Annotated in this window: 12 protein-coding genes, 5 tRNA genes and 1 pseudogene; 5 read left to right on the top strand and 13 right to left on the bottom strand. The window is 60.5% G+C overall.

Features of this window, described 5'->3' with window-relative positions; all coding sequences use genetic code 11:
• Positions 1-61: 61 nt before the first annotated feature.
• A complete protein-coding gene (locus tag ACM6I6_RS22920) occupies positions 62-2,296 on the bottom strand; it encodes a DNA internalization-related competence protein ComEC/Rec2 (RefSeq protein WP_414920750.1) in 2,235 nt (744 codons plus the stop codon).
• Between the two features lie 136 nt (positions 2,297-2,432).
• Between ACM6I6_RS22920 and ACM6I6_RS22915 the strand changes: the two genes are divergently transcribed.
• Positions 2,433-2,948: a DUF2062 domain-containing protein gene (locus ACM6I6_RS22915; protein WP_274072945.1), complete on the top strand. Its 516-nt coding sequence runs from the start codon at positions 2,433-2,435 to the stop codon at positions 2,946-2,948.
• A gap of 615 nt (positions 2,949-3,563) precedes the next feature.
• Here ACM6I6_RS22915 and ACM6I6_RS22910 read toward each other — a convergent pair.
• The 4 genes from ACM6I6_RS22910 to ACM6I6_RS22895 form a co-directional block, all read right to left on the bottom strand.
• Positions 3,564-4,343 (bottom strand): ABC transporter permease, encoded by a 780-nt coding sequence (locus ACM6I6_RS22910; protein ID WP_274072944.1) that lies wholly within the window; start codon positions 4,341-4,343, stop codon positions 3,564-3,566.
• Positions 4,340-5,272 (bottom strand): ABC transporter ATP-binding protein, encoded by a 933-nt coding sequence (locus ACM6I6_RS22905; protein WP_323628857.1) that lies wholly within the window; start codon positions 5,270-5,272, stop codon positions 4,340-4,342. The genes ACM6I6_RS22910 and ACM6I6_RS22905 overlap by 4 nt, the downstream gene beginning before the upstream one ends.
• 133 nt (positions 5,273-5,405) lie before the next feature.
• Entirely contained in the window at positions 5,406-6,029 is a 624-nt protein-coding gene (locus ACM6I6_RS22900) for a glutathione S-transferase (RefSeq protein ID WP_323609462.1), read from the bottom strand.
• A 43-nt stretch (positions 6,030-6,072) separates the two neighbouring features.
• Positions 6,073-6,732: a transglutaminase-like domain-containing protein gene (locus ACM6I6_RS22895; protein ID WP_414920749.1), complete on the bottom strand. Its 660-nt coding sequence runs from the start codon at positions 6,730-6,732 to the stop codon at positions 6,073-6,075.
• A gap of 248 nt (positions 6,733-6,980) precedes the next feature.
• Here ACM6I6_RS22895 and ACM6I6_RS22890 point away from each other — a divergent pair, with 248 nt between their 5' ends.
• A complete protein-coding gene (locus ACM6I6_RS22890) occupies positions 6,981-9,428 on the top strand; it encodes an acyl-CoA dehydrogenase (protein ID WP_406591479.1) in 2,448 nt (815 codons plus the stop codon).
• A gap of 81 nt (positions 9,429-9,509) precedes the next feature.
• Positions 9,510-9,917: a PA2817 family protein gene (locus ACM6I6_RS22885; RefSeq protein WP_007991629.1), complete on the top strand. Its 408-nt coding sequence runs from the start codon at positions 9,510-9,512 to the stop codon at positions 9,915-9,917.
• A gap of 89 nt (positions 9,918-10,006) precedes the next feature.
• Here the strand turns inward: ACM6I6_RS22885 and ACM6I6_RS22880 are convergent, their stop codons facing one another.
• Positions 10,007-11,005 (bottom strand): LysR family transcriptional regulator, encoded by a 999-nt coding sequence (locus ACM6I6_RS22880; protein ID WP_274072939.1) that lies wholly within the window; start codon positions 11,003-11,005, stop codon positions 10,007-10,009.
• Between the two features lie 91 nt (positions 11,006-11,096).
• Between ACM6I6_RS22880 and ACM6I6_RS22875 the strand changes: the two genes are divergently transcribed.
• Positions 11,097-11,723, top strand: coding sequence for an alanyl-tRNA editing protein (locus ACM6I6_RS22875; RefSeq protein ID WP_323628851.1), 627 nt, complete (start codon positions 11,097-11,099; stop codon positions 11,721-11,723).
• Between the two features lie 117 nt (positions 11,724-11,840).
• Here ACM6I6_RS22875 and ACM6I6_RS22870 read toward each other — a convergent pair.
• From ACM6I6_RS22870 to ACM6I6_RS22850, 5 genes are all read right to left on the bottom strand, one after another.
• Positions 11,841-11,916 (bottom strand) — tRNA-Gly (locus ACM6I6_RS22870).
• 78 nt (positions 11,917-11,994) lie between these two features.
• Positions 11,995-12,070: transfer RNA gene (locus ACM6I6_RS22865), tRNA-Gly, on the bottom strand.
• Positions 12,071-12,073: 3 nt separating this feature from the next.
• Positions 12,074-12,149 (bottom strand) — tRNA-Glu (locus ACM6I6_RS22860).
• A 104-nt stretch (positions 12,150-12,253) separates the two neighbouring features.
• Positions 12,254-12,329, bottom strand: a tRNA-Gly gene (locus ACM6I6_RS22855).
• A 2-nt stretch (positions 12,330-12,331) separates the two neighbouring features.
• Positions 12,332-12,407 (bottom strand) — tRNA-Glu (locus tag ACM6I6_RS22850).
• 386 nt (positions 12,408-12,793) lie between these two features.
• Between ACM6I6_RS22850 and ACM6I6_RS22845 the strand changes: the two genes are divergently transcribed.
• Positions 12,794-13,552, top strand: coding sequence for a hypothetical protein (locus ACM6I6_RS22845; RefSeq protein ID WP_274072937.1), 759 nt, complete (start codon positions 12,794-12,796; stop codon positions 13,550-13,552).
• A gap of 121 nt (positions 13,553-13,673) precedes the next feature.
• On the opposite strand, the gene ACM6I6_RS22840 is transcribed toward ACM6I6_RS22845, so the two are convergent.
• Both ACM6I6_RS22840 and ACM6I6_RS22835 read right to left on the bottom strand, forming a co-directional pair.
• A complete protein-coding gene (locus tag ACM6I6_RS22840) occupies positions 13,674-14,537 on the bottom strand; it encodes a methyl-accepting chemotaxis protein (RefSeq protein ID WP_414920824.1) in 864 nt (287 codons plus the stop codon).
• Positions 14,532-14,759 (bottom strand): annotated as a pseudogene (locus ACM6I6_RS22835) (HAMP domain-containing protein); the annotation flags it as partial. The gene ACM6I6_RS22840 and the pseudogene ACM6I6_RS22835, both read right to left, overlap by 6 nt.
• Between the last annotated feature and the right edge of the window lie 814 nt (positions 14,760-15,573).

The raw sequence follows: 15,573 nt of genomic DNA, 5'->3' as shown, positions 1-15,573 counted from the left end.
TAGGGGGTGGGCGCACCGAAGACTGTGATGTCGCATCCGGTCGGCCTTTGCTAACGCCCGGTTATTTGCCCGGGGGTGGTGGATCGCGCCAGAAGCGCCGTTCTTGACGCATCGCGCGTGGCGGCTCGAAACGCCCCAGTTGCAGATGAACGGCGCCTTGCTGCGCGCTGTCGTAGATCGCCGTGCCGCGATTTCGATAGCGGGCAATCACCACCGCATGCGGATGACCGAACGAGTTGCCCTGGCCACGGGAGATCAGCACCGCCTTGGGCTGCAAGACATTGAGCAGCGCCATCGACGACGAACTGCGGCTGCCGTGGTGCGGGGCCTGCAACCAGTCGGTGGGCACGGCCAATGGGCTGTCGAGCAACGCGCGCTCGGCGCTGCTGTCGATGTCGCCGCTGAGCAGCAAGCGCTCGCCATTGGCTGTTATCTGCAAGACGCAGGAATTCTGATTGCTGTCCCTGGCCTGTGGCCAATGCCAAAGCCGGAACTCGACCCCGTCCCACGTCCATTGCCGGCCGCTCTCACAGCCCTCGGCCTGCAACCCGGCAGGCAGGTCGGCAGGTTCGCCACTGACCACCCGTTTCACCGGCAACCCATTGGCAACGGCCCGGGCGCCACCGGCGTGATCGGCATGGGCATGGCTGATCAACATCAGGTCAAGCTCCTTCACCCCCAGTTTGCGTAACGCTGGCAGTACCACCCGCGCGCCCTGGTCGAGATCTCGAAAACGCGGGCCAGCGTCATACAGCAGCGTGTGATGGCGAGTACGCACCATGATCGCCAACCCTTGGCCCACATCCAGTTGCCAAACCTCGGCAATGCCTTCGGGCAGCAGCGGCCGCGGTGGAAAAACCAGGAGCAGCAGCAAAGGCCACCCTAGCGGACGCAGGGGCACGCCTCGCGGCAGCAACAACAGAAAGGCACCCAGAGTGCCGAGGCCCCAGACCCACAACGGGATGGCCGCGGGCAGCCACGCGGGCACCTTGCCGGCGACCAGTGCCAGCGCGGTGAACAGCCAATCGATCAAACCGCCCGCCAGCCACAGTAACCACTCGCCGACATGGGGCACCGGCAATAACAAAGTCCCGAGCAATGCCGGAGGCAGCACCACCAGGCTGATCCAGGGCACCGCCAGCAGATTGACCAGTGGGCCGCTGAGGCTGATCGGCAATCCCAGGACCAGCAAGAACGGGCCAAGGCCGATTGCGATCAGCCACTGGGCACGGGTCCAGGTTTGCCACCATGGCCAAGGGCCCAAGCGACCACCGAAGGTGAAGATCAACACCGCCACCGCCGCGAAGGACAGCCAGAAGCCCGGCTGCAGACTCGCCAACGGGTCCATCAGCAAGACGCCATTGAGTGCCAGCAACAGCGGCCACCACGCACCCAGGTGACGAAAGCGCAGGCGCCACAGCAGTACCAGGCCAATCATCAGACAAGCTCGGCGAACCGGCACTTCGAAGCCGGCCAGCAGCCCATAGCCAAGGGCGGCCGCAAAAGCCAGGCCGCAGGCCCAGGGCAACCAAGGCAGACGGCCTGGCCACAAGCCAAAACGGGCAAGCCCGGCGATCAACAGATAAACCATCCCAGCCAACAAGCCGACGTGTTGCCCGGAAATCACCAGCAGATGCACGGTGCCGGTGTCTTGCAACACCTGCCAGTCTTCGCGACTGAGGCCCGCGCCGTCGCCCAGCACCAACGCTGTCAGCACGCCCGTTCGCCCCTGGGCGTCCACAGCCTGCAGCCGCTGCCGCACACCGTCGCGCAAGGCCCACTGGGCCGGCGCAAGTCGCTCCCCGGCCTTGACGGTCCCGGTCGCACCGATGCGTTGCGCCAGTAGCCAGGCCTCATAGTCGAACGCGTGGGGATTGAGCAAACCCCCAGGTCGCTTCAGCTTGACCGCCAGCCGCCACTGTTCGCCGCTGTTGACCGGCGGGCCGTCGTACCAGGCCAGGCGCAAATGTCGCGGCAGGTCGCTGCGGCGTGACCGGCTGTCGGTCAGTTCGAAACGCACCACCCCTTCGGCGTTCTGCGGCAACCCGGTCACCCGCCCTTCAAGCCAGCGCGTTTCCCCGTCGAGGGTCGGCGCCAGCCGATCGTCCAGGGCCCATTGCGCATGGGCGCAAGCCCAACTCAGGCCGAACAGGAAAAACGCCGCCGGATACGTCCTGAACGGCAGCAAAATCAAACCTGCCACCGGCATCAACAACCACAACCAGACCGGCGGTAACACCGGTAAAAAACGCAAGGCCAACAGACCCAACGCCAGCGCCATCATCCCTGTGCGCATAAGCCCGTCCTTGAGAGTCCCGTCCCTAGGCATAGCCCGCGCAGGGCACGTCCGTCGTTAACAATTGTCACAAAGTCTGAATGGGCGCCTCATGGAATCCAGACATACTTGCCGACCTGACCGACCGAGAAGCCTTATGCCCCGGCGATTATTCAAACGTTACATGCCAGACCCGACCAGCATCAGGGAACACAAGTCCTTACGCTTTCTCGGCACCCTGCTGCATGACCCGAACCTCTGGCACCTCAATCGCCATTCCGTGGCCCGGGCCATGGCGGTCGGCCTGTTCGCGGCATTCCTGCCGATTCCATTGCAGATGCTGGTGGCGGCGATTCTTGCGATCATCGTGCGCGGCAACATGCCGATTGCGGTCAGCCTGGTCTGGCTGACCAACCCGATCACCATGCCGGCCGTGTTCTTCTGCACCTACCAGACCGGTGCCTGGCTGATGGACGTTCCGCCGCGCCATCTGCCGGACGAGCTGACCTGGGAATGGATCAGCGGCGAGCTCTCGACCTTGTGGCAACCGTTTTTGCTGGGGTCGGTGGTGACCGGGTTGGTGCTGGGGGCGTTGGCCTATTGCCTGGTGATGATGTATTGGCGCTGGTGGGTGGCGCGACAGTGGCGTCGGCGCAAGCAAAGTCGGCTGTGACAATGCAAAACGGCGCCATAAGGCGCCGTTTTGATTTGGAATGCAACGCGTACCACCAAACAACAAGGTCGAGCGTTAGCTCGCCTCGCTTTTGCTTTGGCTTTTGATCTTGATTTTCTTGCCCCGTCGAGAGGCCGAGTGGAGGTTCTGCGCAGTGGGCAAACCGGCATGGATGCCGGTTTAGCCGCCCTCGGCCCAGAGTGTGTAAAAACGCTTCGCCAAAATTTAACTGTGCGCGTCTACGTTCAATCTGAAATTTATTGGCCCGTCAGCAGATGTGGATTTCGCATAGAAGCGCGATTTCCAGTCCGGTTTTGAGTACCTGTCGCGCTGAAAAACGTTTTTACACAGTCTCGGCCATGGATGGCCGATGGCGGCGGGCCCACGGAGCAGGACCGGAAGGAGGACATGTCGAGCCACAGCGAGGCACCGAACGTCAGGGGCAAGAGCCCTTGGTTACTTGGGGCCGGGCGGCGTTCCGTTTTTCCAAGTGACTCGCCGTAAGGGCGAAACCATAAGTGGCCGTTACCGCAGCAATGGATATGTACTCAGTCAAGCCGCCATCGCTGGCAAGCCAGCTCCTACAGTAGATCGGGTACATCCGCGAGACAATGATCAGGTACGCATTCCGCGCCCACTCACCAGCAACCGCGCACATCCCAGGTACAGAATCACAGTCGCCACCAACATGAACGTGATCGCGATACTGATCCGAATATCCGAAACGCCAAGAATGCCGTAACGGAACGCATTGACCATGTGCAATACCGGGTTGGCCAAGGATACGGTCTGCCAGAACGGCGGCAGCAACGAAATCGAGTAGAACACCCCGCCCAGGTAGGTCAACGGCGTCAGCACAAAGGTCGGGATGATCGAGATGTCATCGAAGTTGCGCGCGAATACGGCGTTGATGAAGCCCAGCAGCGAGAAGATCGTCGCCGTCAGCACCACCACCAGAACGGTCACGCCCAGGTGATGCACCTGCAAATCAGTGAAGAACAGCGACAGCAGCGTCACGATGATCCCGACCATCAGGCCGCGCAGCACGCCACCGAGGGTGTAGCCGATCAGGATGGTGTGCGGTGACACCGGCGACACCATCAGTTCTTCGATGGAACGCTGGAACTTGCTGCCGAAGAAACTCGACACCACGTTGCCGTAGGAGTTGGTGATCACCGACATCATGATCAGGCCCGGCACGATGTACTCCATGTAGGTGAAGCCACCCATGTCGCCGATCTGCCGACCGATCAGATTGCCGAAGATCACGAAGTACAGAACCATGGTGATCGCTGGCGGTAGCAGCGTCTGCGGCCAGATCCGGGTAAAGCGCCGGACCTCACGGTAAACGATGGTGTTGAGGGCAACGAGGTTGGGTTGCAGCTCGGAACTCATACCGCCACCTTCGACAGATTTTTCTCCACCAGGGACACGAACAACTCCTCGAGGCGATTGGTTTTGTTGCGCAGGCTCAGCACTTCGATGTTCTGCTGCGCCAGCTGAGTGAACAGCGCGGTGATGCCCATGGACTTGTCCACCTGGACTTCCAGGGTGTGGGCATCGAGCAAGCGTGACGGATAACCAAGCAGCTGCGGCGGTGCGCTCACGCTGCTCTTCAAATCCAGCAGGAAGGTCTCGACATGCAGTTGGCCGAGCAACTGCTTCATGCTGGTGTTTTCGACGATAACGCCGTGGTCGATGATGCCGATGTTGCGGCACAGCTGCTCAGCCTCCTCCAGGTAGTGCGTGGTGAGGATGATGGTGATGCCTTTCTTGTTCAGCTCGGTGAGGAAGGTCCACATCGAGCGACGCAGTTCAATGTCCACGCCAGCAGTCGGTTCGTCGAGGATCAACAGGCGCGGTTCGTGGACCAGTGCACGGGCAATCATCAGGCGACGCTTCATGCCGCCGGACAGCGAACGCGACGGCACATCGCGCTTGTCCCACAGACCAAGCTGGGTCAGGTACTGCTCGGCGCGTTCCTTGGCGACTTTCGCCGGGATGCCGTAGTAACCGGCCTGGGTCACGACAATGTCGAAGGTCTTTTCGAACTGGTTGAAGTTGAATTCCTGGGGCACGACGCCAATGGAGCGCTTGAGCGCCGCCGGGTTCTTGTCCAGGTCGTGACCGAAGATATTCACCGTGCCGCTGGTCTTGTTCACCAGGGTCGACAGAATGCCGATGGTCGTGGATTTGCCGGCGCCGTTGGGGCCGAGCAAGGCGAAGAAGTCACCTTCGGCGACATCCAGATCGATACCACTCAAGGCCTGGAAACCGTTGCCGTAGGTTTTGGTTAGCTGCCGGATGGACAGAGCGGAACTCATATCGGATTACGCACCAAGAAGGGGAAGAAAGGGACAGATATGGGCGGGCGGCAAGCAAAACAACCGCGGCGCATGGACGCAATGGTGCTTGTCGCCGCCGCACAAGTACAGTCAAGTGTGTCGATAGTGAGTATTAAGTCAACGCGGTCATGACCGCCTTGCGATACGCCGGACGCTCTTGCAATCGTGCGTACCAGGCCTCCAGATGGGGCTTGGGCGAACGTTCGATCGGCATCTCGAACCAGGCATAAATGAAACTGCCCAGGGGAATGTCGCCCATGCCGATCTCGTCACCGGACAGGTAGGGCTGGGTCGCCAGCGCCTGGTCGGCCATCGCCAGCAGCGTCTCGCATTCCTTGATCGCCGCCTTGATTGCGGGCCAGTCCTGTTGCTCGGCTGGGGTGCGCACGACGCCCCAGAACACCGTGCGGAATGGTCCGGCAATACTGGACGTGGTCCAGTCCATCCACTTCTCGGCGCTGGCCCGCGCTTGCAGGTCCGCCGGATACCACGACGTATTCGCTGCATGCCTGGCCATCAGGTAACGCACGATGGCGTTTGATTCCCACAGCACGAAGCCATCGTCTTCAATCACCGGCACGCGGCCATTGGGGTTCATGGCGCGGTACTCGGGCGTATCGACCACACCAAAGGCACCGCCGGCGTCGATGGCCTCATAGGCCAGGCCCAGTTCCTCGGCGGCCCACAATGGTTTCCTGACATTCGATGAATTCTTCCGACCCCAGATCTTCAGCATGACCGCCTCTTTATGGATGAATGCGCAGGCAGCATACGCCGGATCAGGCGCGACTCAAATCGCTCTGCATGTCCCCCAGCAGCGCCGGCAGTTGCTCGTCGAACAGGTGCGGATAACACTTTTCGAGGTGTTCGAAGAAGAACTTTTCCGGCACGTCGCTGAACTGGCCGTGATCGATCATGTACTCCATCAACTTCTCGCCGTCGCGATTGAAGGGATGGAAAACGCTGTCGTTGATCCCGTCGAATTCCAGTGGCGCCACATTGAACAGGTCACACAAGGCCTGGTTGAACGCAGGGGTGGCCTTGACCCAACGACCATTCAGATAAAGCTCGGTGTAGCCGTGCATGGCGAACACGTCGCTCTTGAGCAATTCGAGCAAGCGCGGCGTCGACAGATGATTGCGCACGTCCGCCAAACCGATCCGCGCGGGTATGCCGCAATGCCGCGCTGCACCGGCCAGCAGTGTGGCTTTCGGCACGCAATAACTTTCCCCGGCCGCCAGCGCATGACTGCCGCACAAGGTCTGCGGATCACGGCTGAAGGTATAGGGGTTGTAGCGCACTGCCTCTCGCACCGCGTAATAGAGATGGACCGCCTGCTCGAGCGGGTCGCGACTGGCACCGCGGTGTTTTTCGGCGAACTCCACCACACAGGGGTGGTCACTATCGATGAAGCGGCCGGGGCTCAGGTACTCGTGCATGCGGGCAATCTCCTTGAGAAGTCTCGAGTCTATCGAGAGGTTCAGCACAGAGATAACGACGTTTCGGCCAAACATGGGCGCTTTGTCGCCCGCTCAATGAACGATTTTTCACGGTCTGTCGCGCCTAAGGCCTACACAATCATCCAGGGTTTCCCACGATTTCCATCCCCTCGCTCTGACCACCCGGTTTTACGGATGCCGTCTAAGCTCTGTGGGTTGGTACGCCCTGGGTTCACGGAGGATTAAATATGCTGCTGTTGTGGATACTGGTTCTGGTTGTCGGGATAGCTTATTTAGCCCACCGTCGCATCGCGCCGCTGCCTGCCCTGGGCATCGTGGCTGTCTATCTGCTGGCAATGGGCGCGTTCAGTCGCGCGCCGGGTTGGCTGCTGTTGATTTTCTGGGTGCTGACCGCCGCCGTGGCGGCGCCCCTGCTTTTGCCTGACCTGCGCCGCAAGTTCTTCAGCGCACCGATGTTCAACTGGTTCCAGAAAACCCTGCCGCCGATGTCGGAAACCGAACGCGATGCCATCGAAGCTGGCACCGTGTGGTGGGACGGCGAACTGTTCAGCGGTCGTCCGGACTGGAACAAACTGTTGTCCTATCCCAAGGTGCAACTGAACGAAGAAGAACAGGCCTTCATCGACGGCCCGACCGAAGAACTCTGCGCCATGGTCAGTGACTGGCAGCTCGGTCAAACCATGGACTTGCCGGCCGAGGCCTGGGCTTACATCAAGGACCAGGGTTTCTTTGCCCTGATCATCCCCAAGGAGTTTGGCGGCAAGGGTTTCTCGGCCTACGCCCATTCGCAAGTGGCGATGAAACTGGCCAGTCACAGCGGCGATCTCGCCTCCACCGTGATGGTCCCCAACTCCCTCGGCCCGGCCGAGCTGTTGCTGCATTACGGCACCGACGAACAGCGCAACCATTACCTGCCACGCCTGGCGCGCGGCGACGAAATCCCCTGCTTTGCCCTGACCGGTCCCCTCGCCGGTTCGGACGCCGGCGCCATGCCCGACACCGGGGTGATCTGCAAAGGCGAATGGGAAGGCAAGGAAACCCTCGGCCTGCGCCTGAACTGGGAAAAACGCTACATCACCCTGGGCCCGGTCGCTACCCTGCTCGGCCTGGCGTTCAAGGCCTATGACCCGGACCACCTGCTGGGCGAAGAGGAGGACCTGGGTATCAGTCTGGCGCTGATTCCAACCGACCTGCCCGGCGTGGACATCGGCCGTCGTCACCTGCCCCTGGGGGCGGCGTTCATGAACGGCCCGAACTCCGGCAAGGATGTGTTCGTGCCGCTGGAGTTCCTGATCGGCGGCCAGGAAATGCTCGGCAAGGGCTGGATGATGCTGATGAATTGCCTGTCCGTCGGGCGTTCGATCTCCCTGCCGGCGGTGGGCACCGGCATGGCCAAGTTCACCAGCCTGGTGACCGGCCAGTACGCGCAGATTCGCGAGCAGTTCAACGTGCCGATTGCCGCTTTCGAAGGCATCCAGGAAGCCATGGCGCGCATCGGCGGCAATGCCTGGATGATGGACGCCGCACGGATGCTGACCGCCAACGCGGTGGACCTCGGCGAAAAACCGTCGGTGCTGTCGGCGATCCTCAAGTACCACCTCACCGAGCGCGGCCGCGAGTGCATCAGCCAGGCGATGGATGTGCATGGCGGCAAGGCGATCATCATGGGGCCGAACAATTACCTGGGGCGCAAATGGAACGGCGCGCCGATCTTCATCACCGTGGAAGGCGCGAACATTCTTTCGCGCAACCTGATGATCTTCGGCCAGGGCGCGATTCGCTGCCACCCCTTCGTACTCAAGGAAATGGCCCTGGCCACACGGGAGGACAAGGACCAGGCACTCACCGAGTTCGATGGCCTGCTGCTCAAGCACATCGGCTTTGCCGTGGGCAACGCCGCCAGCACGCTGGTGTTGAACCTGGGTTTCGGGCACCTGGAGCACATGCCGGGCGACAAGCTCAGCCAGGGTTATTTCCGCGCGCTGAACCGTCAGGCTGCCGCCTTCGCCCTGCTCGCCGACCTCAGCATGATGCTGCTCGGCGGCGAACTGAAACGGCGCGAACGCCTGTCGGCACGGCTGGGCGATGTGCTGAGCAACATGTACCTGGCCAGCGCCGCGCTCAAGCGCTACAACGACCTCGACTCGCCTGAGTATATGAAGCCGCTGTTTACCTGGGCCATGGAGGAAAGTCTCGGGCACGGCGAGCGGGCCATGGATGAACTGCTCAACAACTTTCCGAACAAGGTGCTGGGCTGTCTGTTGCGAGTGATCGTGTTCCCGTTCGGCCGTCGCCACAAAGGGCCGTCGGACAAACTCGGCGCCGAAGTGGCGGCGGTGATTGGCCGCGCCAAGGGCGATCCGGCCCTGGAAGAAGTGCTGTTGGGTTGCTACCGCCCGCAATCGGTCGAAGACCCTGTTGGCGTCCTGCAGCACACCTGCAATCTGTTGGACGCTGCGCAACCCTTGCGCAAGAAACTGCACGTGGCGCTCAAGAGCGGTCAGGTCAAACCGGTCGCCGGGGAAAATGTCATCGAGGCCGCACTGGAAGCCGGCGTGTTGCAACCGGTGGAAGCCCAGACACTGCGTGAGGCCGAAGCATCGCGACGCAAAGTGATCGATGTCGATGCTTTCGATAAAGAGGAAATAGCCCTGACCGAGGGTAGCGTGCGCTGATCCATCCAGCTCTCGATCATGGGAAAATGCGCGCGGGAGCTTTATACTCCCGCGCCCGTTTTGCTCTTGAGGACTTATCTCGTGTCCAACATCGTTGCCGATCATCTCGTTTTGCTCGACCACTTGCGCAGCATCCTGGTCGCCGTAGGTGAGGCCGAACAGGTTCCCGAAGAAAGCCATGCCTTGTTCCTGGAGCGCTTCGACGAACTGCTGGCGTCGCTGCCGATCGATCCGATCGAAAGCCAATACCTGGGCCAGGACATCCTGACTCAAGTCATTTCCCGTTATCCGCAAATCGCCCACCTGATCCCACGGGATCTGCTGTGGTATTTCGCCGGTGACTGCCTGCACTACTTGTCCGATGAAGAAATCGACCTGTACCAGGCACTGGAAGAGCGTCGTTTCGAAGCCGAACAGAATGACGAACCTTTCGACTGGAACCAGGAGAAACAGCTGCTGGCGTTGTCGAATCAGGACAGCAAGCACTGATACAAAAGATCGCAGCCTGCGGCAGCTCCTACAGGGGAATTGCGTACCACCTGTAGGAGCTGCCGCAGGCTGCGATCTTTGCTTTTGCCTCAGAACAACCCTTCACTCTCGGGCAACTCATACTCCGAAACCGGCGTACTCAGCGTGCTCGACTTGCCTGGCTTGCCCAACGTCGGCTCCTTCTCCAGACACTCAACCAGGTAATCAATCAATACCCGTAGCTTGGGCGGCAGGTATCGGGTTGGCGAATACAGCAACCAGGCGCCTCCGTGGTAGGACGCCAGGAACGTCCAGTCCGGCAGCACCTGCACCATCAACCCCTTCTCCAAGGCACGACGCGCGGTGAAATACGGCAGGCTGCCAATGCCGATGTGCTGCAACACCGCGCCAAAACGTACACCGGTGTGATTGGCGGCATACCGTCCGCGCACTCCGACGGTTACGGTTTTGCTGCCTTTCTTGAACTTCCACCGCGCATCGCTCGGGGTTTCGCCCAGGTAAAGGCAACTGTGGTTGAGCAGGTCATGGGGGTGAGTCGGCGTCCCGTGCTCGGCCAGATACTCGGGTGTGGCGCAGAGCAGATGGTCGATGCTCAGCAGCTGTCGCCCCACCAATCCCGCTGGTGGCCGGTCGGTGATGCGAATCGCCAGGTCGACGTGATCGTCGATCAGATCCACCTGACGATCCTCAAGCAACAACTCCACATCCACCTTGGGATAACGGCGCAAAAACTCCGGCATATGCGGGTGAATCACGATTCGGCCTACCGCTTTAGGGACGCTGATGCGCACCACTCCCTCGGGCTCATCAGTGAACTGACCACTGATTTCCATCACGGACCGGGCCGCGTTGACCATCTCCTGGCACCGCTTGAAGACCTCCTCGCCACCATCGCTCAAACGCAGCTTTCGTGTAGTCCGTTGCAGCAAACGGGTGGCCAGGGCCTTCTCCAGTCGCGAGATGCTGCGACTCACCGCCGAGGGCGAAGAGCCCAATTGCCGAGCGGCTTCGGAGAAGCTGCCGGTTTCGACGACCTTGACGAAAATCGCCATTTCACCCAGCAATGGCAGTGGAAGATTTATGCTCACAACGCAACAGTCCTTTGATGTTTGAACGGATTATCACGCTAATCCACGCTTCATATAATAAAAAATAGAAATTTGATTACGAGCTTGGAATATGACGCTTCGCCTCTTTTTCCACAGTGATGACCTCAAGGCCAATGTGGAAGTCCTGGACTGCGCACCTCACGAGAACGAATTCGCCGTGGTGCTGCGCGCAACCTTGTTTCACCCTCAGGGCGGCGGACAACCTTGCGATACGGGGTGGATCGGCGACAGCCGGGTACTGCGCGTAGTCCAGGATCCTGACCGGATCGTCCATTTCGTCGATCAGCCGGTCAACCCCGGCATGACCCAGATCCGCATCGACGAGCAACGTCGCCAGTTCAATACCCGCATGCATTCGGCCGGCCACCTGATTGGCCACTTCGTCCAGGCCATGGGCTGGATGCCGATCAAGGCGCATCACTGGCCCGGCGAAGGACGTGTGCAATTCAAACCGGCAGACTCGGCCCAGGACGTTGACCCGCAGACCGTTCAGGACGGCCTCGAACAGTGGATCGCCCATGATCTGCCGCGCCTGACATCGCTGCGCGAAGGCGCCCGGGAAATCAGTTTCGGTGAACTGCCGGCCTATGGCTGTGGCGGCACCCATGTACGTAGCCTGAAAGACCTGGGCACGGTCACGATCTCGTCCCTTTCGCAAAAGAAAGGCACGTTGTCCGTCCACTACCACGTGGACTGAACCTGCGACGCGCCTATAAAGGCCCGCTCAGTCTGACTGGCGGGCCTTTTTTCTGCGATGGACATAAATCGCGCACAAACAAAAACGCCGCTCAATGAGCGGCGTTTTTGTTAAATATGGAGCGGGAAACGAGACTCGAACTCGCGACCCCGACCTTGGCAAGGTCGTGCTCTACCAACTGAGCTATTCCCGCAAAAAGCATCCCCTGGGGGGACTCAAACATCTGTTACAAACAAAAACGCCACTCGGTGAGCGGCGTTTTCGTCAAATATGGAGCGGGAAACGAGACTCGAACTCGCGACCCCGACCTTGGCAAGGTCGTGCTCTACCAACTGAGCTATTCCCGCAAATGGCGTCCCCTAGGGGACTCGAACCCCTGTTACCGCCGTGAAAGGGCGGTGTCCTAGGCCACTAGACGAAGGGGACACGCTGCCCGGAACACATGGTGTGTGTTTCGGTGCCCAGATCCGCATCCGAAGACTTGGTTCTGGTTTCACTCAGCCCTGCCCGAAAGCAAGACCGTTTAAAAATGGAGCGGGAAACGAGACTCGAACTCGCGACCCCGACCTTGGCAAGGTCGTGCTCTACCAACTGAGCTATTCCCGCAATGGCGTCCCCTAGGGGACTCGAACCCCTGTTACCGCCGTGAAAGGGCGGTGTCCTAGGCCACTAGACGAAGGGGACACACTACAACATTCACTGCCTGCTTCGTTTCGCTGTGTGCTTTACGCTGCAAGTGGCGCGCATTCTATGGATGGATTGAGAGGTCGTCAACCCCCTGTTATAAATTTATTTAAATCAATGACTTCGGACTGCTTTTAAGGCCCCTTGCGGTTTTCCGTCGCCCGGGGTCTGGCGCCTATATTCTGACACTCGCCAAGACGTTATAGTCGACGCCATGAGTGATGGCAATATGCTCCTGAGGTGCCAGCATTTATATAAGCGGGCTGCGGCCGATAAAACCTTGGCCACGCCGAGTCAAGCAGTCGAGCGGCTCCAGGCAGCTGGAGACCAAGCCACTACACTCGCATGCAAACCCTATAGAAGAGGTCTTACCGGTGACACCACTCATGATCACCCTGCTCGTCGTAGCCGGGATTGCACTCTTGATCGCCATTGGCTACATCAACCATGTGGTGGAAAACAATAAGCTGGAAAGGGCCCGTACCAAGGTGGAACTCAATGACCGTTTGCGTCGCTGTGGTGAGATCACCGAGACGTTTCCCGGCCAGTTGATGACGCCAGCGCTCAAGCTGCTGCTGACCCGCCTGGAGCTGAATGTTTGCCAACGCCTGTTGAACCTGGAAAAGACCAGCGCCAACCTCAAGGCACGGATAACCGAACTGGAGGCCCTGGTTGCCCAGGGCCAATCGATTCCGGTCAACAACCCGCCGGCACCGATCCAGACTGAAGCCAAGGCCAAGGACGTGCGTTTCCTGCTCGAAGCCCTGCATGGCCAGATCACCCGCGCGGCACAGGATGGTTTCCTTCCCCCCAACGAAGCCAAGGGCTGGATCCGTGAAGTGCGCCATATCCTTGTGCTGCTGCACATCGAGTTTTTCAACAACCTCGGCCAGCACTCCCTGCAGCAGAACCAGCCCGGCCAGGCGCGGTTGGCGTTCGAGCGTGGCGTGCAGTACCTGCGCAAGCAGCAGGACCCCCAGGTCTACGCCGAACAATTGCAATACCTGGAAAAACTCCTGGCCCGCGCCAACGACCAGGTCATGGACCGCATCGCTCCGGTGGAGGGCGATGTCAACCAATTGACCGAAGGCCTCAAGGACGTCGAGGCGGATGCGGACTGGAAGAAGAAAGTGATCTACGACTGATCACCGAGCGAACGTAGAAACAAGATCAAAAGATCGCAGCCTGCGGCAGCTCCTACAGTGGAATGCGATCCCTGTAGGAGCTGCCGCAGGCTGCGATCTTTTAGTGGCAGTCAGGCCTGCATCAGAGCCTGAAATGCCCCACCATCCCCTTCAACTCAACCCCCAACTGCGCCAGCTCGATACTCGACGCCGCATTGCCCTGCATCGCCAGCGAAGACTGGTCCGCACTCGCACGAATACTCGTGACGCTGCGATTGATTTCCTCGGCCACCGAGCTCTGCTCTTCGGCAGCCGCCGCGATCTGCTGGTTCATCTGCTGAATCAAGGACACGGCCGCCGCAATACTCCCCAGCGCACTCTCGGTCTGCAGTGCATCACTGACGGCCAGTTTCACCAACTCGCCGCTGCTCTGTATCTGCTGCACCGACGCCTGCGCCGCCGAGCGCAAGGCGCTGACCAGTCGCTCGATCTCTTCGGTTGATTGCTGGGTCCGCTTGGCCAGGGCCCGCACTTCATCGGCCACCACCGCAAACCCCCTGCCCTGTTCGCCGGCCCGGGCCGCTTCGATGGCCGCGTTGAGGGCTAACAGGTTGGTCTGTTCCGCCACGCTCTTGATCACGCCGAGCACCGTGCCGATATTCTGGATTTCCGCGCTCAGGCTTTCGATGCTTGAACTGGCCGAAGTGGCGGAATCCGCCAGTTGTTCGATTCGCGACATGCTCTGGCGCACCACCCGTTGCCCACTTTCAACCTTGCCGTCCGCCGTTTGCGCCGCCTGGGCGGCCTCCTCCGCATTACGCGCCACGTCATGCACGGTGGCGGTCATCTGGTTCATGGCCGTCGCCACCTGCTCGGTTTCTTCCTTCTGGCTGCTGACTTCGAGGTTGGTCTGTTCGGTCACGGCGGACAAGGATTGCGCTGACGTGGCCAACTGCTCGATGCCCGCCTGCAAACCGCTGACGATCTGGCTCAGCCCTTCGCCCATCTGCTGCATGGCTTGCATCAACTGGCCAATCTCGTCTCGGCGGGTCACTTCAACCTTGGCACTCAGGTCCCCGGCAGCGATCTGCTGCGCCACACCAATCACGGTGCGCAGCGGCGCGACGATCAAGCGGGTGATCACCCACGCCGCAATCAGGCCGACCAGCAAGGCCAGCACGGAAGAACCGAGGATCAGCAGCGAGTTGTTCTTCAGCTGCGTCTGCATCGACTGGTCTTCGGCGACATAGGCCTGATCCACCCGCTCAACCACTTGGGCAGCGCGTTGATACAATTGCTGGTAGACGGTTTTTTCCTGTTCCAGCAGGCCGGTGTACTCGGCGAGCTTGTCGCTGAAACTGGCGATATGGCCGGTCACTTCATTGAGGACGGTCTGGTAGCCCTCATCCTTGACCGTGTTCTTGAGTTGTTCGGCCTGGGTCAGCGCCTGACTGGCCTGCTCGATCTTGCCCTGTGAGGCGCTGTCGTCGCCCTTGCGGCTCTGGTCCAGGCGCACGCGCGCTTCGTTCATGGCTTGCAGCATCAACCGCGAAACCTGGCTGACCTGGCTGGCTTGCTCGATGAATTGCGCGCCGTCCTTGCCTTCGGATTCCTTCAGCGTATAAGCGCCGTCGTCGGCGAGCCCGGCCTGCAGGACGTCGAGGTTGTTGGCCACGCTGGACACCGACCAACTGGCCATTTCCAGCGCCAGGTCCTTGGCCTGGCTGAGCGAGACAAATTCGTCAAACGCCTTGCGGTAGGCCCCCAGGGACTGCTCGACGTCATTCATCACCGGTACGTTGGCCGCCGACGCCGCCTTGAGCTGCTTTGCCAGGTCGATCAGGCCGTCAACGCCTGCGTGCAGGGCGTCGACGGTTTTCGGGCTGCCGTGCAAGGCATATTCCTGCTCCAGCAGCCGCACCTTGAGCAAGCCGCTGTTGAGCGAAGACATCTGCTTGAGCCCGTCGAAGCGTTGGCTGATGGTGTGCAGCGACCATACACCGATGGCCGCCACCAGGGCCGTCAGCAACAGCACCAGCACA

This window comes from Pseudomonas sp. IT-P218 (assembly GCF_949767605.1).
In the GTDB taxonomy this organism is placed as follows: domain Bacteria; phylum Pseudomonadota; class Gammaproteobacteria; order Pseudomonadales; family Pseudomonadaceae; genus Aquipseudomonas; species Aquipseudomonas putida_AE.
This window is presented reverse-complemented; position numbering and strand designations above follow the sequence as displayed.